Origin of the sequence: Cohnella faecalis (assembly GCF_003570905.1) — a bacterium.
Classification (GTDB): domain Bacteria; phylum Bacillota; class Bacilli; order Paenibacillales; family Paenibacillaceae; genus Cohnella; species Cohnella faecalis.
Genome location: NZ_QXJM01000039.1, coordinates 805,802 through 826,402 on the forward strand (window position 1 = coordinate 805,802; position 20,601 = coordinate 826,402).

Consider the following 20,601-nt stretch of genomic DNA (forward strand, 5'->3'; position numbering starts at 1 on the left):
GGAGAATGAGCCGCGTTTCTTTTACGATGTCGTTGTTTCGCGAGTATATAGCCAATTATTTGAAAACAAAGCTTACGTATCGCGCCGACTTTTGGGTTGAAGTGCTGTCCGATCTTCTGTTCTCGGCAATGAATCTGATCTTCATCTTTATCGTGTTCCAGCATACCCCGTCTCTTGGCGATTGGAGCGAGGCGGAGGTCGTGTTCGTGTATGGGTATTACATGATTCCGTTCGGCATATTCGGCACGTTTTTCAATTTGTGGAATTTCGGCGACCGCTATATCGTCAAAGGAGAAATGGACCGCATTTTGACGAGGCCGGCCCATTCGCTGGCTCAGATCATGCTGGAAAACGTGGACCCCCCGTCGCTGATCGGCTCTCTGGTCGGGCTCGCTATTATGGCGATGTCCTGGAATACGCTGGGACTGCCCTTTGACTGGTACGATCCGCTCATCCTTATCGTGATGATCGCAGGCTCCATGCTCATTTACGCTGGACTTTACACGACTCTGGCCGCGCTGTCGTTCTATTCGGACGCGCCGACGGGGATCATCCCGCTCATGTTCAACATTCAGAACTATGGACGCTATCCCGTCCAGATTTACAACAAGGCGATTCGCTTTCTGCTGACGTGGGTGCTGCCGTTCGCTTTCGTCGGAGTCTACCCGGCGTCGTTCTTCCTCGACCGGCATGGCGACCTGTGGCTGTCGCTTATCACTCCGGCCGTCGGCATCGTCGCCGCTGCGATCGGACTGGCCGTCTGGAACCGGGGCGTTCATCGCTATCGCGGCGCAGGTTCTTGATCGCGGTGCGATAGCTAGGGGTAGCCCAGGACCGCGAATGGTTCCGGCGCGATAGGTGCGAGTTAGCGGTTGTGGACTGCGGAGGGTTCCGGCCGCGGTAAGTGCGGGTAGCGGCTGTGGACTGCGGAGGGTTCCGGCCGCGGTAGGTGCGAGTTAGCGGTTGTGGACTGCGGAGGGTTCCGGCCGCGGTAGGTGCGGGTTAGCGGCTGTGGACTGCGGAGGGTTCCGGTGCGACAGCTGCGGGTAGCGGTTGAGAATTGCGGAGTTTGGATGCGGGGGATCGGTAGTCGCTTCGAATCCGTGAGGGGTGCTCGGCATCTCTCGCTCTCAATAAGACGATTTATTCGTCTTATTGGGACAGTGGGGCCCATTTGTATAGCAATAAGACGATAAATTCGTCTAATATTGCGGCGTGAAGCGTCTTTTTATATAAAATGTGGAAATAAGGTGGTTTTTTCGTCTTATCCCGTCCGGATTGAAGCTCCGTAGAGAAATAGGACGAAAAAATCGTGTTATTACCAGGAAATACGCTACGGATGGCGGTATGTGTGATTACTTTGGAGATACGCAACGGATGCCGGTATGCGTGATTACTTTGGAGATGCGCAACGGATGCCGGTATGCGTGATTACTTTGGGAATGCGCAATGGATGCCGGTATGCGTGATTACTTTGGAGATGCGCTATAGCCGACATACGAGCTAGGTGGCAGTATAGGCGGTCCGTACCCAAGACAGCAGTACGGTATGAGCTATTGACGATAGCATGCACGTGCACTGTCACGCTAGATAGCGCGATGGAGTACCGAGGTGTTTACAAACTAATATCGCTGTGCCGCCTTGGGCCCAAGCTTGTAGGCGCGCACGCGAATGTCCCCCGAGGCCGGCTCAAGCAGACCCGCTTGAACGAGCTCGGACAGCCGCTTTCGCGCCGTTTGGGGATGAACGTTCATCGTGCGGCATATCTCCGAGGGAGTAATTGCACGCCGAACAATCGCGGCCATTCGCATGATGTCCCGTTGCTGTGAAGTTAGCGGAATGTCGTTCGGCTGGGAGGAAGCTCCGCCATACAGCTTGCCCAGCACTTGAAGGACGAATTGCTGGCAATGTCTCGGCCGTTCCTTGATCGCATCAAGCGAGAACCGATAAATTTGCCAGCCGTCGAGCATGAGTTGATTTTGCCTTTCTTTTTCGTAGTCGAAGTTTCGGCGGTTAATGTTTTTGGCGTGCGAGCTGAAATCGTCGATTTCCCAATCGAGCTTGTAGGGAGGGCGGACATAGCCAAAGTCCAAAAAGTAGCTTCCATCCCGATAATTGCGAACTTCATGCTCGGCAAGCAGACATTCAAAGCTGCCGATGACTGGCCACCAGATTTGTTCCGCGAACAGTTTCTCGTTGTGGGAATGTCCCTCCCGAAGCCGCCGCAGAGACTCGCCCGATCTGTTTTTCGCTTGCCTCTCTATCCATTCCGCATGCCGGTTTTCAAACATCCTGTGCCCCTCCTCGAAAAAAAATACAAAAAAACACCGCCCATCCCCAAGGCGGGGACGGAGCGGTGTGCTTCACGCGCTTCTTCTTTGAAAACAACTATAAATGGAAATTCGTTTTTTGTCACGCGTAACGATGCAGAAAGGAGCCTTATTATGACGGAATCGATCAAATCAATCGAGATAGGCAAAAAAGCTCCTGACGTCAAGCTGCCGGCCTCGAACGGAGAGACGGTCAAGCTGAGCGATTTTCGCGGGCGCAAGGTGATTCTTTTTTTCTATCCGAAGGATCAGACGCCTACATGCACGCAGGAAGCATGCGAGTTCCGGGACGCTCACTCCGCCTTCGAGGAGGCGGATACCGTGCTGATCGGGATCAGTCCGGACCCGGTGAAGTCCCACTTGCGCTTTATCGAAAAGCAGGGCTTGCCCTATTTGCTGTTGGCCGACGAGAAGCTGAAAGCGGCTAACGCCTATGGAGTGTGGCAGGAGAAGCAGCTGTACGGGCGAAAATATATGGGCATCGTGCGCTCCACGTTCCTGATCGACAAAAAAGGCAAGCTGGCGAAGGAGTGGAGGAACGTTAAGCTCAAGGGGCATATCGAAGCGGTGCTTGAGGCTGCAAAGGCGACGAAGTAAGGGGCCGGAATGTATTTTGAAGGCCGGCACGTACAACTGGGAGGCAACTGAAATCGCCATGGCGAAAACGCGGCAGTGAGCGGCTTCAGCCTGTCTGGGGGGCGCGGTTTGCCTTGACGCTGTCGGAGCCGTAAAGCTATAATAGCTTCATTCAATTGCAGGAAGGATCGGATTATCAAGTGACTAACAAAGCGCATGAAATGATCGTCGTGCTCGATTTCGGGGGCCAATATAATCAGCTTATCGCCCGCCGGATCCGGGATCTTGGCGTCTACAGCGAACTGCTTCCTTACAATACTTCCGTGGACAAGCTTCGCGAGCTTCAACCGAAGGGAATCGTATTCTCCGGCGGACCGTCCAGCGTCTATGCCGAGGATGCGCCTAAGGTCGATCCGGGCGTCTACGATCTCGGTATTCCGATTTTCGGCATCTGCTACGGTATGCAGCTTATTACCGATCAATTGGGCGGCAAGGTTGAGGCTGCCCATAAGCTAAGCGGAATAGCGGCAAAGGCTGACGTTGATTCGTCTGGCTCCGAGTGTGCATGAGATTTGGATGCAAGCACGTGGTGGATGAGCACGGAGACATGTCTGAGCTTCTGCGGGGGCTTCTCCGTCGACGCAAGCACGAGCATGCTCCGCACGCGGCGATGAGCGATGTATCCCGCAAGCTGTTTGCCGTGCAGTTTCACCCTGAGTGCGTCATTCCGTCTACGGCAACGAAATAATCAAAACTTCCTGTATCGCATATGCGGATGCACGGGCGATTGGAGCATGGAGTCCTTCATCGAGGATACGGTTCGCGAAATCCGCGAGCAGGTCGTACCGATAAAGTGCTGTGCGCATTGTCCGGCGGAGTCGATTCGTCCGTTGTGGCCGCGCTGATTCATCGTGCGATCGGCGACCAGCTCACTTGCATGTTCATCGACCATAACTTGCTGCGCAAAGGCGAAGCGGAAGGCGTTATGGACACCTCGTCGGCAAGTTCGATATGAACGTTGTGAAAATCGACGCCAAGGAACGGTTTATGAGCAAGCTGCGGGCGTATCCGATCCGGAGCAAAAACGTAAAATCATCGGAACGGAGTTCATTCGAGTGTTCGAAGAGGAGTCGGTCAAGTTCGACGACTTCGCTTATCTTGCGCAAGGCACGCTCTACACGGATATCGTCGAGAGTGGCACGGCTACCGCCCAGACGATCAAGTCGCATCATAACGTAGGCGGGCTGCCGAAAGACATGAAGTTCAAACTCATCGAGCCGTTAAAAGCTTTGTTCAAGGACGAAGTGCGCAAGGTCGGCGAAGAATGCGGCTTGCCGGCGGAAATCGTCTGCGTCAACCGTTCCCGGGACCTGGACTTGCCATTCGCGTGCTTGGGGAAGTAACGGAGGACAAGCTCGAAATCGTGCGCGAATCCGACGCCATCCTGCGCGAAGAGATCGCGAAAGCCGTCTTGACCGCGAGGTGTGGCAATACTTCACGGCGCTTCGGGCATGAAGAGCGTCGGTGTCATGGAGACGGACGGACGTATTCGTATACGGTCGGAATCCGCGCCGTTACTTCCATCGACGGTATGACCGCCGATTGGGCGCGCATCCCGTGGACGTACTTGAGAAAATTTCCGTTCGGATCGTCAACGAAGTGCAGAACGTGAATCGGATCGTTTACGACATCACGTCGAAGCCGCCGGCCACGATCGAGTGGGAATAACTCTGGCAGACAGCGAAGTGGCTATTGAAACCGCCGGGCAATCCGGCGGTTTTTTGCGTGGACTTTTACTTCGCCGCATTTACCTCGACTGCAGCCGAATATTTCCTCCATGCGCACGTCTGCCGATCCAGTAGCCCAACTCAAGCTGGTTATTTCCTCCATGCGCAAGTCCACCGCCCGAGTAGCCCAACCGTAGCCGGTTAATTCCTTCATGCGCACGTTCACCGCCCGAGTAGCCCAACCGTAGCCGGTTAATTCCTCCATGCGCAAGTCCACCGCCCGAGTAGCCCAACCGTAGCCGGTTAATTCCTTCATGCGCACGTTCACCGCCCGAGTAGCCCAACCGTAGCCGGTTAATTCCTCCATGCGCACGTTCGCCGCCCGAGTAGCCCAACCGTAGCCGGTTAATTCCTCCATGCGTACGTTCGCCGCCCGAGTAGTCCAACCCAAGCCGGTTAATTCCTTCATGCGCACGTTCGCCGCCCGAGTAGCCAACCGTAGCCGGTTATTTCCTTCATACTCACGTCCGCCGCCCGAGTAGCCCAACCGGAGCTGGTTATTTCCTCCATGCGCACGTTCGCCGCCCGAGTAGCCAACCGTAGCCGGTTATTTCCTTCATGCGCACGTTCGCCGCCCGAGTAGCCCAACCGGAGCTGGTTATTTCCTCCATGCGCACGTCCGCCGATCCAGTAGCCCAACCCAAGCCGGTTAATTCCTCCGTGCGCAAGTTCGCCGCCCGAGTAGCCCAACCCAGGCCGTTATTTCCTCCATACGCACGTTCGCCGCCCGAGTAGCCCAACCCAAGCCGGTTATTTCCACATTCACACGTCCGTCGCCCGAGTAGCCCAACCCAAGCCGGTTAATTCCTCCGTGCGCAAGTTCGCCGCCCGAGTAGCCCAACCGTAGCCGGTTAATTCCTCCATGCGCACGTTCACCGCCCGAGTAGCCCAACCCAAGCCGGTTAATTCCTCCATGCGGAAGTTCGCCGCCCGAGTAGCCCAACCGGAGCCGGTTACGCGACCAAACGAGCGCATGCGAATTCCGGTAAGCCGTTCTCGAACAACCGAGCGGCAACGTAGTCGGGCGTCGGACGCCAACCCGATCGTTCGGGTTTTGCCGGGCAGTCTCTCTTCTGTTTGTTGAAGCAATCGCCTGTGAATGTCCAGTATTTTCCGAACATTGAATTTAGTAAAACGTTTACAATATTCGTGAAAAACGATTGACAGAATAAGCACCTGGTCCTAGAATGAGTTGTGGAAAGTCAACAACTGAATAGATCTTTTCGTATAATTCCGGGGATAGGCCCGGAAGTCTCTACGAGGTCACCGCAAATGATCTGGCTACGGAAAGTGGAAGAAGCTTGCAGCGGAGAGAAGCGCGCTCTTTTCGGCCTGCATGGTTTTTCCCGGTTGTGCGGAACCTAGGGGATATCGATATCTTCTGGGTTTTTTGTTTGTTCTGTCTTGGTTTTCCATTATGATCCTAAAATTTTGGAAGGAGCTTGTCGAAACCATGGAGCGTTTCTTTAAGCTGAAGGAACTGGGAACGAACGTACGCACGGAAATCATGGCCGGTTTAACTACATTTATGACCATGGCGTACATTTTGGCAGTAAACCCGAATACGCTGAGCGCGTTCGGCTCGGGGGCGACGGGCGGAGAATGGTACCCGATCTTCCTGGCTACCGCGCTGGCAGCGGGAATTTTCACGATCGCAATGGGGATTTTCGTCAACTTCCCTGTAGCGCTCGCTCCGGGAATGGGGCTCAACGCTTACTTTGCTTCCGTCATTTTGAGCTCGTCGGCTACGGGAAAGCCCGTAACGTTCGAGATCGCTCTGACCGCCGTTTTTATTTCGGGGCTCATTTTCATTCTGCTTACCGTTACTAAAGTTCGTCAGATGCTGCTCGTTGCGATGCCGGAAGGTCTAAAGCACGCGATTACGGTCGGAATCGGATTGTTCATCACCATTATCGGCTTGAAAAACAGCGGACTGCTGACCGTCGGAGTCGAGGCGGGAAGCGATATCGCCAAAGGAAAGTTTACGGACGTCGCTTTCTTTGAAACGGTGTTCCACATGGGCTCTCTGGAATCTCCGGGCGTTCAATTGGTTCTGATCGGCTTGATTCTCATCTCCATCCTGATGGTGCTGAGAGTCAAAGGAGCTATCCTGTTCGGTATTCTCGGAACGACGCTAATCGGCATTATTCTTGGCTCGGATTATGTGTCCACTACGATTAATACCGATGTTACTCCTTGGATTCCGAACCTGAGTGAAGTCGCTTTCGCCAATTTCGATTGGGACGGCGTATTCCAGACAGGTCTAATCTCCATTGTCGCCACGTTCACTTTCGTCGAGCTGTTCGATACGTTCGGAACGCTGGTCGGAACGGCCAACCGCGCCGGTCTGATGAAAAATCCGGAAGAGGGCAACAAGCGCGTCGGCAAAGCGATGCTCGTCGATGCCGTAGCCGTCAGCGGCGGCGCACTTCTCGGTACGAGCACGACGACGGCTTATGTCGAAAGCGCCGCAGGCGTTGCGGAAGGCGGACGTACGGGCTTGACTGCGGTATCTACCGGCGTGTTCTTCTTGCTCGCCCTGTTCCTTGCGCCGATCGTGAACCTCATTCCGGGCTCCGCTACCGCGGCCGCATTGATTATTGTCGGACTGCTCATGCTTCAGTCGGTCAAAAATATCGATTTCCAAGATTATACGATCGCGATTCCTTCGTTTTTGACCATCGTGCTTATGCCATTCACGTACAATATCGCTAACGGAATTTCGTTCGGTATCGTATCCTACGTCGTTCTGGCAACCATGGTCAACCTGTTCGGAAAAGGGAAATACAAAGTTCACTGGCTGATGTGGATTTTGGCGATTCTCGTTGTCGCTCGTTACGCGTTTATCGGTTCACAAGGCTAATCGGTATCGCGATGAAATAACTTGGGAGCTCCCAACCCCGTTTCGCTTTCGGACATCGAAGGCGGAGCGGGGTTTTAACTATGCACGGAAAGTTGCTGTTTTGGGTAGGGGACACTTTACACCGTTCGATATTAATCGTATATTCGCTGTAGAACAGCGTGATGGAAATTCCCGTGCGGCTGTACCGGCATCACAGGCCGTACGTCGGAACGCCAACGCTTCAATGTATAGCAAGGAAAAAAGAAGCCCGAACGGCCTGAATTTCCTTGTCGTTTCACGATTTAAATGGCAAATGAAAATGGTTGTGTCCAAATCCGAACATTAATATTTGAATGTTATATTAGCGTTCGTATTTGTTTGACAGGCGAATCGCGCTGAGGTACACTAGAAAGCGTTCATAAAAGGCAGTTTGACCTGTCTCTTAGCACGGTGATAACTATCGCGTATAGGTCGGGAATCGGCCCGAACGTCTCTACCCGGAAACCCTAATTTCCGGACTACGCGGCAATCTCAGACGACGCCAATATCGAAGCGCGGACCGTAACGGGTTCGGGCTTCCTCTTGTCGGCATCCCGGGGATTGTCGAGCGGAAGCGGAGAACTCGAGGGTCGATTTGGGAATACTGACGTTATCCCTATCGATCTTTTTTCATGTCGAGGTTCATAAAGAAAGCCAAGATGGAACACAGGGAAGGGTGGAATCATGTCGGCACTTGTCGGCGTCATCATGGGAAGCACGTCGGACTGGGAAACGATGAAGAAGGCTTGCGACATTCTGGACGAGCTTGGCGTGCCATACGAGAAGAAAGTCGTTTCGGCTCACCGAACGCCGGACCTGATGTTCGAATATGCGGAAACCGCCGCGGAACGCGGCTTGAAAGTCATTATCGCGGGCGCCGGCGGCGCCGCGCATTTGCCGGGGATGGTAGCGGCCAAAACCGTCCTTCCCGTCATCGGGGTGCCTGTTCAGTCGAAAGCGCTGAACGGGCTTGATTCGTTGCTGTCGATCGTGCAAATGCCGGGCGGCATCCCGGTGGCGACCGTCGCCATCGGAGCGGCCGGCGCTACGAACGCCGGCTTGCTGGCCGCGCAGATGATCGGCTCGTTCGATTCGGAGGTGCAAGCCCGCGTGGCGGCGCGTCGCGAACGGATTACGCAAGACGTGCTTGATAACGCGGAGCTGCCGTCATGAGCGGAATAGAGCGGTTGGACGGTCTGTTCGAGGGCGGGGAAATTTGCACGGATGAGGGCTGCGCCGTACCAGCTCCTTCGAAGAAGATATTGCCGGGGTCGACGATTGGAATTCTCGGCGGAGGACAGCTCGGACGGATGCTCGCGCACGCGGGCAGCCGTATGGGCTACCGGTTCGTAACGCTCGATCCGACGCCGGACAGCCCGTGCGGCCAGACGGCTGAGCAAATCGTGGCCGATTACGACAGTAGGGAAGCCGCGCTCGAATTGGCGCGCCGTTCGGACGTCATCACGTACGAGTTCGAGAACGTGAATGCGGACGTTGCTTCGATGCTGGAGAAGGAGTCGTATGTTCCGCAAGGGAGCGCGCTCCTATACACGACGCAGCATCGCCTTCGCGAGAAGAGAGCGATCGAAGCCGCGGGGGCGCGCGTCGCGCCTTACGCGGAGATCGCCAGTCTGGAAGGACTGCGCGAAGCGGCGGCTCGTCTCGGTCTGCCTGCGGTGCTGAAAACCGCCACCGGCGGGTACGACGGCAAAGGCCAATGGGTGCTTCGTTCCGAAGCCGACCTAGAGAAAGCTTGGCCGGAAGCGAGCCGAACGGGAACCGAGCTCGTTCTCGAAAAATTTATCGTATTCGACAAGGAAATTTCCGTCATCGCGGCGCGGAGGCCATCGGGCGAAATTCGAACGTTCCCTCCCGCCGAGAACGAGCACGTTGATAATATACTGCATCTGTCCATCGTTCCGGCGCGCATACCGGGATCGGTTCGGGCAGAGGCCGAGCGGATGGCGATCTCGATTGCCGAGACGCTCGGAGTCGTCGGTCTGATCGCCGTGGAGATGTTCCTGGCCTCGGACGGAACGCTGTTCGTGAACGAGCTGGCGCCGAGGCCGCACAATTCCGGGCATTACACGATGGAAGCGTGCCGAACGTCGCAGTTCGAGCAGCACATCCGGGCCATCTGCGATTTGCCTCTCGGAGATACGGCTTTGATGACTCCGGTCGTCATGGTCAACCTTCTAGGGGAGCATATGGACACGCTTATGGATCGAATTGCAACGGGTTGCAATGAGGCCGAGAAGCTAGGGGTTACTCCAAAGCTGCATCTATACGGCAAGGCGGAAGCGAAGAACAAGCGCAAGATGGGTCATTTTAACGTACTGGCCGGCAGCGTCGATGCGGCGCTCGCGTGGATTGAAGAGTCGATAATATGGAGGGTTTAAGCCATCATGATTGATCGTTACAGCCGCCCCGAAATGCGGGCAATATGGACGGAACAGAACAAATTCCAGGCTTGGCTCGAAGTCGAGCTGTGCGCATGCGAGGCTTGGGCGGAGCTCGGCCACATTCCGAAGGAAGACACCGTGGAGCTTCGGAAGAACGCGAAGTTCGACATCGACCGCATTTACGAGATCGAGCTTGAAACGCGCCATGACGTTATCGCCTTCACCCGCGCTGTATCCGAGAGCCTTGGCGCCGAGCGCAAATGGGTCCATTACGGCCTCACTTCAACCGATGTCGTCGACACCGCTCTCGGTTACCTGCTCAAGCAAGCAAACGTTATTCTGAAGCGAGACATCGAGAACTTTATCGCCATCCTGCGGGAGCAAGCGATTCGTTATAAAGATACTCCGATGATGGGCCGTACCCACGGCGTTCACGCGGAACCGACCACCTTCGGCTTGAAGCTGGCGTTATGGCACGAGGAAATGAAACGTAATCTGGAGCGCTTCGAGCGCGCGGCGGACGGCGTTCAATTCGGCAAAATGTCCGGAGCGGTCGGCACGTACGCGAACATCGATCCTTTGGTCGAGCAGTTTACTTGCCAGAAGCTGGGCATTACGCCGGCTCCGATCTCGACGCAGACGCTCCAGCGCGACCGTCATGCGGAATATATGGCGACGCTGGCGCTGATCGCAACCTCCATCGATAAGTTCGCGACCGAAATCCGCGGCTTGCAGAAGAGCGAATTCCGCGAGGTGGAGGAGCCGTTCGCCAAAGGGCAAAAAGGCTCGTCCGCAATGCCGCACAAGCGCAACCCGATCGGCTGCGAGAACATGAGCGGCTTGTCGCGCGTCATTCGCGGCCACATGCTGACGGCTTACGAGAACGTTCCGCTGTGGCACGAACGCGATATTTCGCACTCGTCCGCCGAACGCATTATTTTGCCGGACGCTACCATGCTCCTCAACTATATGCTGAACCGGTTCGGCAACATCGTGAAAAACTTGACCGTATTCCCGGAGAACATGCTGCGCAATATGCGGAGCACTTACAATGTCCCGTTCTCGGGCCGCGTTCTGACGAAGCTGATCGACAAAGGGTTCAGCCGCGAGCAAGCTTACGACACCGTACAGCCGCGCGCGATGCAAGCTTGGGAAGAACGCCGCGATTTCCGCGAAATCGTCGAGTCGACCAAGGAAATTACCGAGCTGTTGTCCGCCGAAGAAATCTCCGACTGCTTCAACCCTACGTGGCATCTGAAGCACGTCGACACCATTTTCGATCGTCTCGGCTTGAAATAAGGGGGCTTGTCGCAATGGCAACGGAAGCATTGTCCACCGCAGAAGGGCTCGTTAACGCGCCTCTTATTCACAAAGGCAAGGTTCGCGAGCTGTACGACCTTGGCGACCAACTGCTGATCGTCGTGACCGACCGCATATCCGCTTTCGATTACGTGCTCGACCCGGCTGTTCCGGATAAGGGCCGGGTTCTGAACGGGCTGAGCGCTTATTGGTTCGAGCAAACGGCCGCCTTGCAAGAGAATCACGTCATCCACACAGATGCGTACAAGCTGGGCGACCTCGTAACGGCACCGGAAAAGCTCGAAGGCCGCATCATGGTGACCCGGAAAGCGAAACGGATCGACATCGAGTGCGTCGTTCGGGGATATATTACCGGCGGCGGCTGGCGGCAATACCAGACAAACGGCGAAGTGAACGGCATCAAGCTGCCGGAAGGGCTTCGCAAGAACGGCAAGCTGGAGCAGCCCATCTTCACTCCGGCGGGCAAAAACGACATCGGACACGACGAGGACATTCCGTTCGAGGAAATGGCGCGCCGTGTAGGAGCGGAGCTATCGGAAGCTCTGCGCGACCGTAGTCTTAAGCTGTATGCGTTCGGCCGCGACTTCTGCGCCGAGCGGGGCATCATTCTCGCGGATTGCAAATTCGAATTCGGACTTATCGGCGACGATATCATTCTGATCGACGAGTTGTTCACTCCGGACTCCTCGCGCTTCTGGGCGGAGGAGAAATACGCTCTCGACATCGAGATCGACAGCATGGACAAAGAACCGGTTCGGGCTTATCTCGCGAACTCGGATTGGGACAAGAACAGCCCGCCGCCGCGGCTTCCGGATGAAGTCGTCGAAACGACGAGCGCTCGTTACAAGGATATTTACCGCAGACTTGCGGGAGATCGCGCGAACTAAATTTTTCTCATATACGGGAGGAGAACCCCACACATGAAAGCCAAAGTTTACGTAACGATCAAGCAGAACGTGCTCGACCCGCAAGGCAACGCCGTGCAGGGCGCATTGCACACGATGGGCTTCGACGAAGTCGGCAAGGTTCGCATCGGCAAATACCTCGAAATCGATCTGGGCACGAACGACCGCGCGCACGCGGAGGAACGTCTGGCAGCGATGTGCGAAAAGCTGCTCGCGAACACCGTCGTCGAAGACTACCGTTACGAACTGGAGGACTAGGAGCTCATGAAATTCGCGGTTCTCGTGTTTCCGGGCTCCAACTGCGACATCGACATGCTCAAAGCGGTCGAGGACGTCGTTCAGCAGCCTGTCGATTACGTGTGGCACACGGCCACCGATCTGTCTCAATATGATGCGATTCTCGTTCCCGGGGATTTTCCTACGGCGACTATCTCCGCTGCGGCGCTATCGCGCGCTTCGCGCCGGTCATGGAAGAGGTTCGCAAAGCGGCCGAGCAAGGCAAGTTCATTCTTGGCGTCTGCAACGGATTCCAAATTTTGACTGAAGCGGGGCTTCTACCGGGCGCTCTCATTCGGAACAACAACCTCAAATTCCGTTGCCATCCCGTCGACCTCGTCGTCGAGAACGCAACGACCGCTTTTACGAACGACTACAAGGCGGGTGACGTTGTGCAAATTCCGATCGCTCACGGAGAAGGCAACTATATTTGCGACGAAGAGACTTTGGCCAGCCTGAAGGCGAACAACCAGATCGTATTCCGCTATGCGGGAGAAAATCCGAACGGCTCGCTGGACAACATTGCCGGCATTTGCAACGAGAGAGGCAATGTCGTCGGCATGATGCCGCATCCGGAGCGCGCGGTTAGCGAGCTGCTCGGATCGGCTGACGGCGCGCGCATGTTCTCGTCGGTATTGAACGCATTTCTCGGCAGCAGGGCGAAGGAGGCAGCACAATGAGCCAGACGACGGCAGCGAAGGAACCGACGGTTCAACAGATCGCTGAGCAAAAAATATACAAGCAATTCGGCGTGTCCGACAGCGAGTACGAGCTTATTTGCGGGTTTATGGGCCGTCAGCCCAACTACACCGAGATCGGCGTTTTCAGCGTTATGTGGTCGGAGCATTGCGCATACAAGAATTCGAAGCCGCTGCTGAAGCGGTTCCCGATCAGCGGACCGAAGGTTCTTATGGGACCCGGCGAAGGCGCGGGCATCGTGGACATCGGCGACAACCAGGCGGTCGTGTTCAAGATCGAATCGCACAACCATCCATCCGCGGTCGAGCCTTATCAAGGGCCGCAACGGGCGTGGGCGGCATTATCCGCGACATCTTCTCGATGGGCGCGCGTCCGGTTGCCATGCTGAACTCGCTTCGCTTCGGCAAGCTGGACAACGAGCGCGTTCGCTACTTGTTCTCCAATGTCGTTAGCGGAATCGCGGGCTACGGCAACTGCATCGGCATCCCGACGGTTGCTGGTGAGGTTATGTTCGACGAAGCTTACGAAGGCAACCCGCTCGTCAACGCGATGTGCGTCGGCCTCATCGACCACGACAAAATTCAGCGCGGCGTCGCCAAAGGCGTCGGCAACCCGGTGTTCTACGTCGGACCGGCCACCGGCCGCGACGGCATCCACGGAGCGACGTTCGCGTCCGAGGATTTGACGGCGGCTTCCGAAGCGAAGCGCTCCGCCGTTCAAGTCGGCGATCCGTTTATGGAGAAGCTCGTTATGGAAGCGACGCTTGAGCTGATCGATTCCGGCATCGTGCTGGGAATTCAAGATATGGGCGCGGCGGGACTTACTTGCTCCAGCGCCGAGATGGCGAGCAAAGCCGGCAACGGCATGGAGCTGTACCTCGACGAGGTGCCGCAACGCGAAGAAGGCATGACCGCCTACGAAATGATGCTCTCCGAGTCGCAGGAGCGGATGCTGTTCGTTACCGAGCCGCATCACGAAGCGCAAGCCAAGGCGATTTTCGAGCGCTGGGGCTTGCACTGCGCGAAGGTCGGCAAAGTAACCGACGACGGACGTCTCCGCTTGTTCCACCAAGGCGAGCAAGTAGCGGACATGCCGGTCAAAGCGCTTGTCGACGACTGCCCGATCTACGAGAAGCCGTCCAAAGTTCCTGAATATTATTTGAAAAACGGCTCCATCGATACGAACGGCTACGAGCAAGTGACGGACTTGACCGGCGCGCTCAAAAAAGTGCTCGGCTCCCCGTCTCTCGCGTCGAAAGAGTGGGTTTACAGCCAATACGACTACCAGGTTCGCACGTCGACCGCGGTCGTTCCCGGCTCGGACGCCGCCGTCGTCACGATTCGCGGCACGCGCAAAGGTCTTGCCATGACGACGGACTGCAACGGCCGTTACGTCTATCTCGATCCGGAAGTCGGCGGGCGTATCGCGGTCGCGGAAGCGGCACGCAATATCGTCTGCTCCGGCGGCGAGCCGCTTGCGATTACCGACAACCTGAACTTCGGTTCGCCGGAGAAGCCGGAAGTGTTCTGGCAAATGGAGAAAGCGGTCGACGGCATGGCCGAAGCTTGCCGCTTCCTCGAGACGCCGGTTATTGGCGGCAACGTATCGCTCTATAACGAGAGCGTGAAGGGCGCCATCTACCCGACGCCGGTCGTCGGCATGGTCGGCCTCGTTCACGACACCGATCATATTACGACGCAATCGTTCAAAGCTGCCGGCGACGTTATCTTCCTGCTCGGAGAGACGAAAGCCGAAATCGGCGGAAGCGAATTCCAATACGCCGTTCACGGCGTAACGGAAGGCCGTCCGCCCGAGCTTGACCTCGCGACGGAAAAAGCGGTTCAAGGCGCGGTGCTTGGCGCGATCCAGCGCGGTATCGTCGCTTCGGCACACGACTTGTCCGAAGGCGGACTTGCCGCCGCGTTGGCTGAATCCAGCTTCGAGCGCGGTCTTGGCGCCATGGTCGAATGGACGCCTGCTCTTCGTCCCGACCTCGCGTTGTTCAGCGAATCGCAATCGCGCATTCTGTTGTCGGCCAAGCCGGAGCGCGCGGATGAGCTGTCCGCCTGGCTGTCGGAGCAAGGCGTGGCGTTCGCCCGCATCGGTACGGTCGGCGGCGATCGCCTGACGATTTCGGTCGGCGGACACGTCGCTATCGATGCTGCCGTCGCCGAGCTTCGCCATGAATGGAAGGAAGCAATCCCATGCCGGATGCAAAAATAATCGCAACCGAAACATCACGCGTAACGAACGGGGGGACGAAGGTGCCGCGCTTGTGGACCGGAGACTACTACAACGAAGGCAACGGTCGGGACGATATTTTCGACAAGCTTAAGGAAGAATGCGGCGTGTTCGGGTGTTCGGACATCCCGATGCGGCGTCCCTTTCTTACTACGGTTTGCACGCCCTGCAGCATAGGGGCGAAGAAAGCTGCGGCATTTGCACGTCGAACGAAGGCGAGTTCCACTATCATCGCGGAATGGGACTCGTGAAGGAAGTGTTCGACCGCGACCGCCTCGTCTCCTTGACGGGCACGAACGCGATCGGTCACGTGCGCTATTCGACAGCGGGCGCGAGCAAGCTGGCGAACGCGCAGCCGCTGGTGTTCAAATATCGCGAGGGCGACCTCGCGGTATGCACGAACGGCAATCTCGTGAACGAGCCGATCATTCGCCGCGAGCTGGAGGAATCGGGCTCGATCTTCCAGACGACGAGCGACACCGAAGTTATCGCGCATTTGATCGCGCGGTCTCCGAAGCCGCTTGTCGAAGCGGTTCGGGAAGCTTTCTCCCGCCTTGTCGGAGGCTTCGCTTTCCTCATTATGACGAAGGACAAGCTGATCGCGGCTTGCGATCCGAACGGTCTGCGTCCTATGGTGATGGGACGTCTGGGCAACGCTTATATTTTCTCGTCGGAGACGTGCGCGTTCGAGACGATCGGCGCGGAATACGTACGCGACGTTCAGCCGGGCGAGCTGCTCGTGCTCGACAAAGACGGCCTTCACGAGGATCGTTATGCGTCGGAGAACAATCAGCGCGCCGTCTGCGCGATGGAGTACATTTACTTCGCGCGTCCGGACAGCGACATCGGCACGATCAACCTGCACACTTCGCGCAAGCGGATGGGACGGCAGCTTGCCGTCGAATCGTTCGTCGACGCGGATATCGTCACCGGCGTTCCGGACTCCAGCATTTCGGCCGCTATCGGCTATGCGGAGCAAACGGGCATCCCTTACGAGCTCGGCCTTATCAAAAATAAATATACGGGCCGGACGTTCATCCAGCCTTCTCAGGAGCTTCGCGAGAAGGGTGTCAAGATGAAGCTGTCCGCCGTGCGCAAAGTCGTCGAAGGCAAGCGCGTCGTTATGATCGACGATTCTATCGTCCGGGGCACGACGTCGCTGCGCATCGTCAACCTGCTGAGGGAGGCGGGAGCGCTCGAAGTTCACGTGCGCATTACTTCGCCGCCTTTTGCCAACCCTTGTTACTACGGAATCGACACGCCTGATCGACGCGACCTGATCGCATCGAGCAAGACGGTCGAAGAGATCCGCAAGGCGATCAACGCGGATTCTCTCTATTTCCTGAGCGATCAAGGCTTGATCGACTCGGTAGGCGGGCATGACGGCGAGAAGAACCGCGGCCTGTGCCTCGGCTGCTTCACGAACGATTACCCGACCCAGGTGGAGTTCGAGCACGCCAAAGCGACCTCCTGCAGCTGCGACTGACGCAAGTGTGCACCAACAGCACCAACAAACGAGTGACGAACTGTATTTTGTACAGCTAATTTACTCGAAAAGAGACTGGGCCGCCGACTTAACTGCATAATGTGCACTTATTGTCGTCGCAGCCCCCTCTTTTCATCGAATCAGCCGAAATTAGATGTACATTTTACCGTTCGCCGCACGAACGATAGCCTTCCAGCAAGATTAGATGTAACCTTTGCAGTTAATAGCGACTTATCTAGGAGGAACCACAGTGTCCGAAGCGTACAAACAGGCCGGCGTCGACATAGCCGCGGGCAACGAAGCCGTCGAACGGATGAAGAAGCACGTCAAAAGAACGTTCCGTCCGGAAGTGCTGACCGGTCTCGGCGGATTCGGCGGGCTGTTCGGGCTCAACAAGGACAAGTACGAGGAGCCGGTGCTCGTCTCGGGAACGGACGGAGTCGGCACGAAGCTGAAGCTCGCGTTCCAGATGGACAAGCATGATACGATCGGCATCGACGCCGTCGCCATGTGCGTGAACGACGTCATCGTAACAGGCGCCGAGCCGTTGTTTTTCCTCGACTATTTGGCCTGCGGCAAGCTGGTTCCGGAGAAGATCGAAGCGATCGTCAAAGGCATAGCCGACGGCTGCGAACAAGCAGGCTGTGCGTTGATCGGCGGCGAAACGGCGGAAATGCCGGGCATGTACCAGGATGGCGAATACGACATCGCCGGCTTCACCGTAGGTATCGTAGACAAACCGAAAGCGATCGACGGATCGACGATCAAGCCTGGAGACGCGGTCATCGGGCTCGCTTCGAGCGGCATCCACTCCAACGGCTTCTCCCTCGTACGCCGCCTGCTGCTGGAGCAGCAAGGCTATTCCCTGGATCAGAAGCTGCCGGAGCTCGATGGCAAGACGCTTGGCGAAGTGCTCATCGAGCCTACCCGCATCTATGTAAAGCAGATTTTGAAGCTGCTTGAATCCATTCAGATCAAAGGTATGGCGCACATTACCGGCGGCGGCTTCATCGAGAACATTCCGCGCGTGCTGCCGGAAGGCGTTAATGTCGACATTAAGAGCGGCTCTTGGCCGGTTCACGCGATTTTCGACGTCATGCAGCGCGATGGCTCCATTACCGACCGCGACATGTATACGACGTTCAACATGGGTGTCGGCATGGTGCTAGTCGTTCCTGCGGAACAAGCGGAGCAAGCTTTGTCCATCGCTAAAGAGCTGGGCGAGAAAGCTTACTTGATCGGGCAAGTGACGGAAGGAAGCAAAATCGTAACGTTCGATGGAGTCGAGTGGAAATGAGCGCATTCAAAATTGCCGTGATGGCCTCGGGCAGCGGCAGCAACTTTCAGAAGCTGGCGGAGGCGGCCCGAGACGGCCGCATTCCCGCCGCAATCGAGCTTCTAGTGTGCGATAAGCCTTCGGCCAAAGTGGTGGAGCGCGCCGAATCCTTAGGAATCGATACATTCGCGTTCAACCCGAAGGATTATCCCTCACGTGAAGCGTATGAACAGGAAATTTTGAACAAGCTGCTTGAACTCGGCATCGATCTTATCGTTATGGCCGGGTACATGCGGCTTATTACGCCGGTGCTGGTGGAGCCTTATTACGGTAAGCTCATTAACATTCATCCGTCGCTGCTGCCGTCCTTTCCGGGCCTTCATGCGGCCAGACAGGCGCTCGCAGCAGGCGTCAAAGTGACTGGCGTGACCGTGCACTACGTGGACGGAGGCATGGATACCGGCCCGATTATCGCTCAGCGAGCGGTCGAAGTACTGGGCGACGATACGGAAGATACGCTGTATGCCCGCATTCAGGCGGAAGAGCATGTATTGCTGCCGGATACGGTGCGTTTGATCGCGGAAGGAAAAGTTCTCTTAGAAGACCGCAAAGTTACCATCCATAACTCATAAGAAAGAAGGGGCTAGAGTGGCGAATCGTAGGGCGCTGGTCAGCGTATCCGACAAAACGGGCATTGTGGAGTTTTGCCGGGAGCTCGCTCAGTTAGGCGTGGAAGTCATTTCGACGGGCGGCACGAAGACGTTGCTGGAAAAAGAGAACGTGCCCGTCATCGGTATTTCGGAAGTAACGGGTTTTCCAGAAATTCTCGACGGGCGCGTGAAGACGCTGCACCCGGCGGTTCACAGCGGATTGCTTGCCGTACGCGACGATGCGGAGCACCGCAAAGCGATGGAAGAGCTTGGGCTCGATTATATCGATTTCGTCGTCGTTAACTTGTATCCGTTCAAGGAAACGATCAGCAAGCCGGACGTTTCTTATGAAGACGCTATCGAAAACATCGACATTGGCGGGCCGACGATGCTGCGCAGCGCGGCGAAAAACCACGCGTTCGTAACGGTTGTCGTCGACGCGGGCGATTACGCCAATGTGTTGGATGAGATTCGCGCCGGCGGCGATACGACGCTCGAGACTCGCAAACGTCTTGCAGCCAAGGTGTTCCGTCATACGGCGGCATACGACTCGCTCATCTCCGAATATTTCGCCAAGCAGCTTGACGACCCGCTGCCGGAAAAATTGACGGTGACGTACGAGAAGGTGCAAGAGCTTCGTTACGGCGAAAATCCGCATCAGAACGCGGCGTTCTATCGCAAGCCGCTGGCTTCCTCGGGCAACATCACAACGGCGGAGCAGCTTCATGGCAAAGAGCTTTCCTATAACAACATTAACGATGCGAATGCGGCGCTGGCCATCGTCAAGGAATTCGACGAGCCGGCAGTCGTCGCGGTCAAGCATATGAACCCTTGCGGCGTAGGCATCGGTCGCGACATCGATGAAGCTTACGTGAAGGCGTACGAAGCGGATCCAACGTCCATCTTCGGCGGCATCGTGGCGGCCAACCGCGTAATCGGAGCCGAGACGGCTGCTCGTCTGAACGACATTTTCCTCGAAATCGTCATCGCGCCGGATTTCACTCCGGAGGCGCTTGAAATTTTGAAGAAGAAGAAAAACATTCGTTTGATGCGCATGGGAGAAGTAGCTTCGGCATCCGAACGGAAATCCGATTGGCTCGTCACGAGCGTCGAAGGCGGCATGCTCGTTCAGCAGAGCGACGTTCACAGCTTGTCAGAGGCGGACATTCAGGTTGTAACCGACCGCAAGCCGACGGAGGAAGAGCTTAAGCAGCTGCTGTTCGCGTGGAAAGTCGTCAAGCACGTCAAGTCGAACGCGATCTTGCTCGCGTCCGACAACATGACGGTTGGCGTGGGCGCCGGCCAGATGAACCGCGTAGGTGCGGCACGCATCGCCATTGAGCAAGCGGGCGAGAAGGCACGCGGAGCGGTGCTCGCATCGGACGCGTTCTTCCCGATGGGAGATACGCTGGAGCTGGCTGCCCAAGCCGGCATCACCGCGGTCATCCAACCGGGCGGGTCGATCAAGGACGCCGAATCGATTGCCGTCGCTAATGCGAATGGAATCGCGATGGTGCTGACGGGCGTTCGTCACTTCAAGCACTAATCATCGTTCGCAGGCAGGGCAGACGCGGCAAGCGTTGTCCTGCCTTTCGAGTTCACATGGGCGGAGACGAGTTGGCTAGTGCGGTGTGCAGGTTTTAGGATCGCATGGAGTGTAGGTAATGTGCGGAATGGCATGCTACTCGGAATAGGAGGAGAGCGAGGAGCGAAATAAGACGAATTTTTCGTCTTGTATCCTCCCAAGTCTTCACTTCACGTCCGAATAAAGC

General features: G+C 56.5%; 15 protein-coding genes, 5 pseudogenes and 2 riboswitches. Of the genes and pseudogenes, 16 read left to right on the forward strand and 4 right to left on the reverse strand.

Features of this window, described 5'->3' with window-relative positions; all coding sequences use genetic code 11:
* The first annotated feature begins 5 nt into the window (after positions 1–5).
* Entirely contained in the window at positions 6–803 is a 798-nt protein-coding gene (locus tag D3H35_RS16630) for an ABC transporter permease (protein ID WP_119150377.1), read from the forward strand.
* 819 nt (positions 804–1,622) lie between these two features.
* Here D3H35_RS16630 and D3H35_RS16635 read toward each other — a convergent pair.
* Positions 1,623–2,291 (reverse strand): winged helix-turn-helix domain-containing protein, encoded by a 669-nt coding sequence (locus D3H35_RS16635; protein ID WP_119150378.1) that lies wholly within the window; start codon positions 2,289–2,291, stop codon positions 1,623–1,625.
* Between the two features lie 153 nt (positions 2,292–2,444).
* Here D3H35_RS16635 and bcp point away from each other — a divergent pair, with 153 nt between their 5' ends.
* The 3 genes and pseudogenes from bcp to guaA all read left to right on the forward strand — a co-directional run.
* A complete protein-coding gene (gene bcp, locus D3H35_RS16640) occupies positions 2,445–2,927 on the forward strand; it encodes a thioredoxin-dependent thiol peroxidase (RefSeq protein WP_119150379.1) in 483 nt (160 codons plus the stop codon).
* Positions 2,928–3,127: 200 nt separating this feature from the next.
* Positions 3,128–3,419, forward strand: a pseudogene (locus D3H35_RS34870) (glutamine amidotransferase-related protein); the annotation flags it as partial.
* A 113-nt stretch (positions 3,420–3,532) separates the two neighbouring features.
* Positions 3,533–4,634, forward strand: a pseudogene (guaA, locus tag D3H35_RS16645) (glutamine-hydrolyzing GMP synthase); the annotation flags it as partial.
* A gap of 21 nt (positions 4,635–4,655) precedes the next feature.
* Here the strand turns inward: guaA and D3H35_RS16650 are convergent.
* From D3H35_RS16650 to D3H35_RS16660, 3 genes are all read right to left on the reverse strand, one after another.
* Complete coding sequence (locus D3H35_RS16650) at positions 4,656–5,102, reverse strand: hypothetical protein (RefSeq protein ID WP_119150380.1); 447 nt, start codon at positions 5,100–5,102, stop codon at positions 4,656–4,658.
* An 88-nt stretch (positions 5,103–5,190) separates the two neighbouring features.
* Positions 5,191–5,361: a hypothetical protein gene (locus D3H35_RS30805; RefSeq protein ID WP_158594143.1), complete on the reverse strand. Its 171-nt coding sequence runs from the start codon at positions 5,359–5,361 to the stop codon at positions 5,191–5,193.
* 94 nt (positions 5,362–5,455) lie between these two features.
* Entirely contained in the window at positions 5,456–5,782 is a 327-nt protein-coding gene (locus D3H35_RS16660; protein ID WP_119150382.1) for a hypothetical protein, read from the reverse strand.
* A 114-nt stretch (positions 5,783–5,896) separates the two neighbouring features.
* Positions 5,897–5,997, forward strand: a riboswitch (purine riboswitch).
* Positions 5,998–6,146: 149 nt separating this feature from the next.
* Here D3H35_RS16660 and D3H35_RS16665 point away from each other — a divergent pair.
* The 12 genes and pseudogenes from D3H35_RS16665 (at position 6,147) to purH (ending at position 20,375) form a co-directional block, all read left to right on the forward strand.
* Complete coding sequence (locus D3H35_RS16665; protein ID WP_119150383.1) at positions 6,147–7,556, forward strand: NCS2 family permease; 1,410 nt, start codon at positions 6,147–6,149, stop codon at positions 7,554–7,556.
* A 421-nt stretch (positions 7,557–7,977) separates the two neighbouring features.
* A riboswitch (purine riboswitch) is annotated at positions 7,978–8,076 on the forward strand.
* Positions 8,077–8,258: 182 nt separating this feature from the next.
* Positions 8,259–8,747: a 5-(carboxyamino)imidazole ribonucleotide mutase gene (purE, locus tag D3H35_RS16670; RefSeq protein ID WP_119150384.1), complete on the forward strand. Its 489-nt coding sequence runs from the start codon at positions 8,259–8,261 to the stop codon at positions 8,745–8,747.
* Positions 8,744–9,973, forward strand: coding sequence for a 5-(carboxyamino)imidazole ribonucleotide synthase (purK, locus tag D3H35_RS16675; protein ID WP_119150385.1), 1,230 nt, complete (start codon positions 8,744–8,746; stop codon positions 9,971–9,973). Before purE ends, purK begins: the two co-directional genes overlap by 4 nt.
* Before the next feature lie 6 nt (positions 9,974–9,979).
* The gene (purB, locus tag D3H35_RS16680) at positions 9,980–11,275 is read left to right on the forward strand and encodes an adenylosuccinate lyase (RefSeq protein WP_119150386.1); all 1,296 of its coding nucleotides are present in this window, start codon (positions 9,980–9,982) and stop codon (positions 11,273–11,275) included.
* Positions 11,276–11,289: 14 nt separating this feature from the next.
* Entirely contained in the window at positions 11,290–12,183 is an 894-nt protein-coding gene (locus D3H35_RS16685) for a phosphoribosylaminoimidazolesuccinocarboxamide synthase (protein WP_119150387.1), read from the forward strand.
* A 33-nt stretch (positions 12,184–12,216) separates the two neighbouring features.
* The gene (purS, locus tag D3H35_RS16690) at positions 12,217–12,459 is read left to right on the forward strand and encodes a phosphoribosylformylglycinamidine synthase subunit PurS (protein WP_119150388.1); all 243 of its coding nucleotides are present in this window, start codon (positions 12,217–12,219) and stop codon (positions 12,457–12,459) included.
* A 6-nt stretch (positions 12,460–12,465) separates the two neighbouring features.
* Positions 12,466–13,157: pseudogene (gene purQ / locus D3H35_RS16695) on the forward strand (phosphoribosylformylglycinamidine synthase subunit PurQ).
* A pseudogene (purL, locus tag D3H35_RS16700) lies at positions 13,154–15,399 on the forward strand (phosphoribosylformylglycinamidine synthase subunit PurL). Before purQ ends, purL begins: the two co-directional pseudogenes overlap by 4 nt.
* Positions 15,381–16,903 (forward strand): annotated as a pseudogene (purF, locus tag D3H35_RS16705) (amidophosphoribosyltransferase). Before purL ends, purF begins: the two co-directional pseudogenes overlap by 19 nt.
* A 250-nt stretch (positions 16,904–17,153) precedes the next feature.
* The gene (gene purM, locus D3H35_RS16710) at positions 17,154–18,200 is read left to right on the forward strand and encodes a phosphoribosylformylglycinamidine cyclo-ligase (RefSeq protein WP_119150389.1); all 1,047 of its coding nucleotides are present in this window, start codon (positions 17,154–17,156) and stop codon (positions 18,198–18,200) included.
* Complete coding sequence (purN, locus tag D3H35_RS16715; protein ID WP_119151187.1) at positions 18,197–18,811, forward strand: phosphoribosylglycinamide formyltransferase; 615 nt, start codon at positions 18,197–18,199, stop codon at positions 18,809–18,811. The genes purM and purN overlap by 4 nt, the downstream gene beginning before the upstream one ends.
* Before the next feature lie 16 nt (positions 18,812–18,827).
* On the forward strand, positions 18,828–20,375 hold the full coding sequence (gene purH, locus D3H35_RS16720) for a bifunctional phosphoribosylaminoimidazolecarboxamide formyltransferase/IMP cyclohydrolase (RefSeq protein WP_119150390.1): 1,548 nt from the start codon (positions 18,828–18,830) through the stop codon (positions 20,373–20,375).
* Positions 20,376–20,601 lie beyond the last annotated feature (226 nt).

Coding starts and splice junctions, on each gene's coding strand:
- D3H35_RS16630 (WP_119150377.1), top strand. CDS start 6: ATGAGCCGCGTTTCTTTTACGATGTCGTTGTTTCGCGAGTATATAGCC.
- D3H35_RS16635 (WP_119150378.1), bottom strand. CDS start 2,291: ATGTTTGAAAACCGGCATGCGGAATGGATAGAGAGGCAAGCGAAAAAC.
- bcp (WP_119150379.1), top strand. CDS start 2,445: ATGACGGAATCGATCAAATCAATCGAGATAGGCAAAAAAGCTCCTGAC.
- D3H35_RS16650 (WP_119150380.1), bottom strand. CDS start 5,102: ATGAAGGAATTAACCGGCTTGGGTTGGACTACTCGGGCGGCGAACGTA.
- D3H35_RS16665 (WP_119150383.1), top strand. CDS start 6,147: ATGGAGCGTTTCTTTAAGCTGAAGGAACTGGGAACGAACGTACGCACG.
- purE (WP_119150384.1), top strand. CDS start 8,259: ATGTCGGCACTTGTCGGCGTCATCATGGGAAGCACGTCGGACTGGGAA.
- purK (WP_119150385.1), top strand. CDS start 8,744: ATGAGCGGAATAGAGCGGTTGGACGGTCTGTTCGAGGGCGGGGAAATT.
- purB (WP_119150386.1), top strand. CDS start 9,980: ATGATTGATCGTTACAGCCGCCCCGAAATGCGGGCAATATGGACGGAA.
- D3H35_RS16685 (WP_119150387.1), top strand. CDS start 11,290: ATGGCAACGGAAGCATTGTCCACCGCAGAAGGGCTCGTTAACGCGCCT.
- purS (WP_119150388.1), top strand. CDS start 12,217: ATGAAAGCCAAAGTTTACGTAACGATCAAGCAGAACGTGCTCGACCCG.
- purN (WP_119151187.1), top strand. CDS start 18,197: ATGAGCGCATTCAAAATTGCCGTGATGGCCTCGGGCAGCGGCAGCAAC.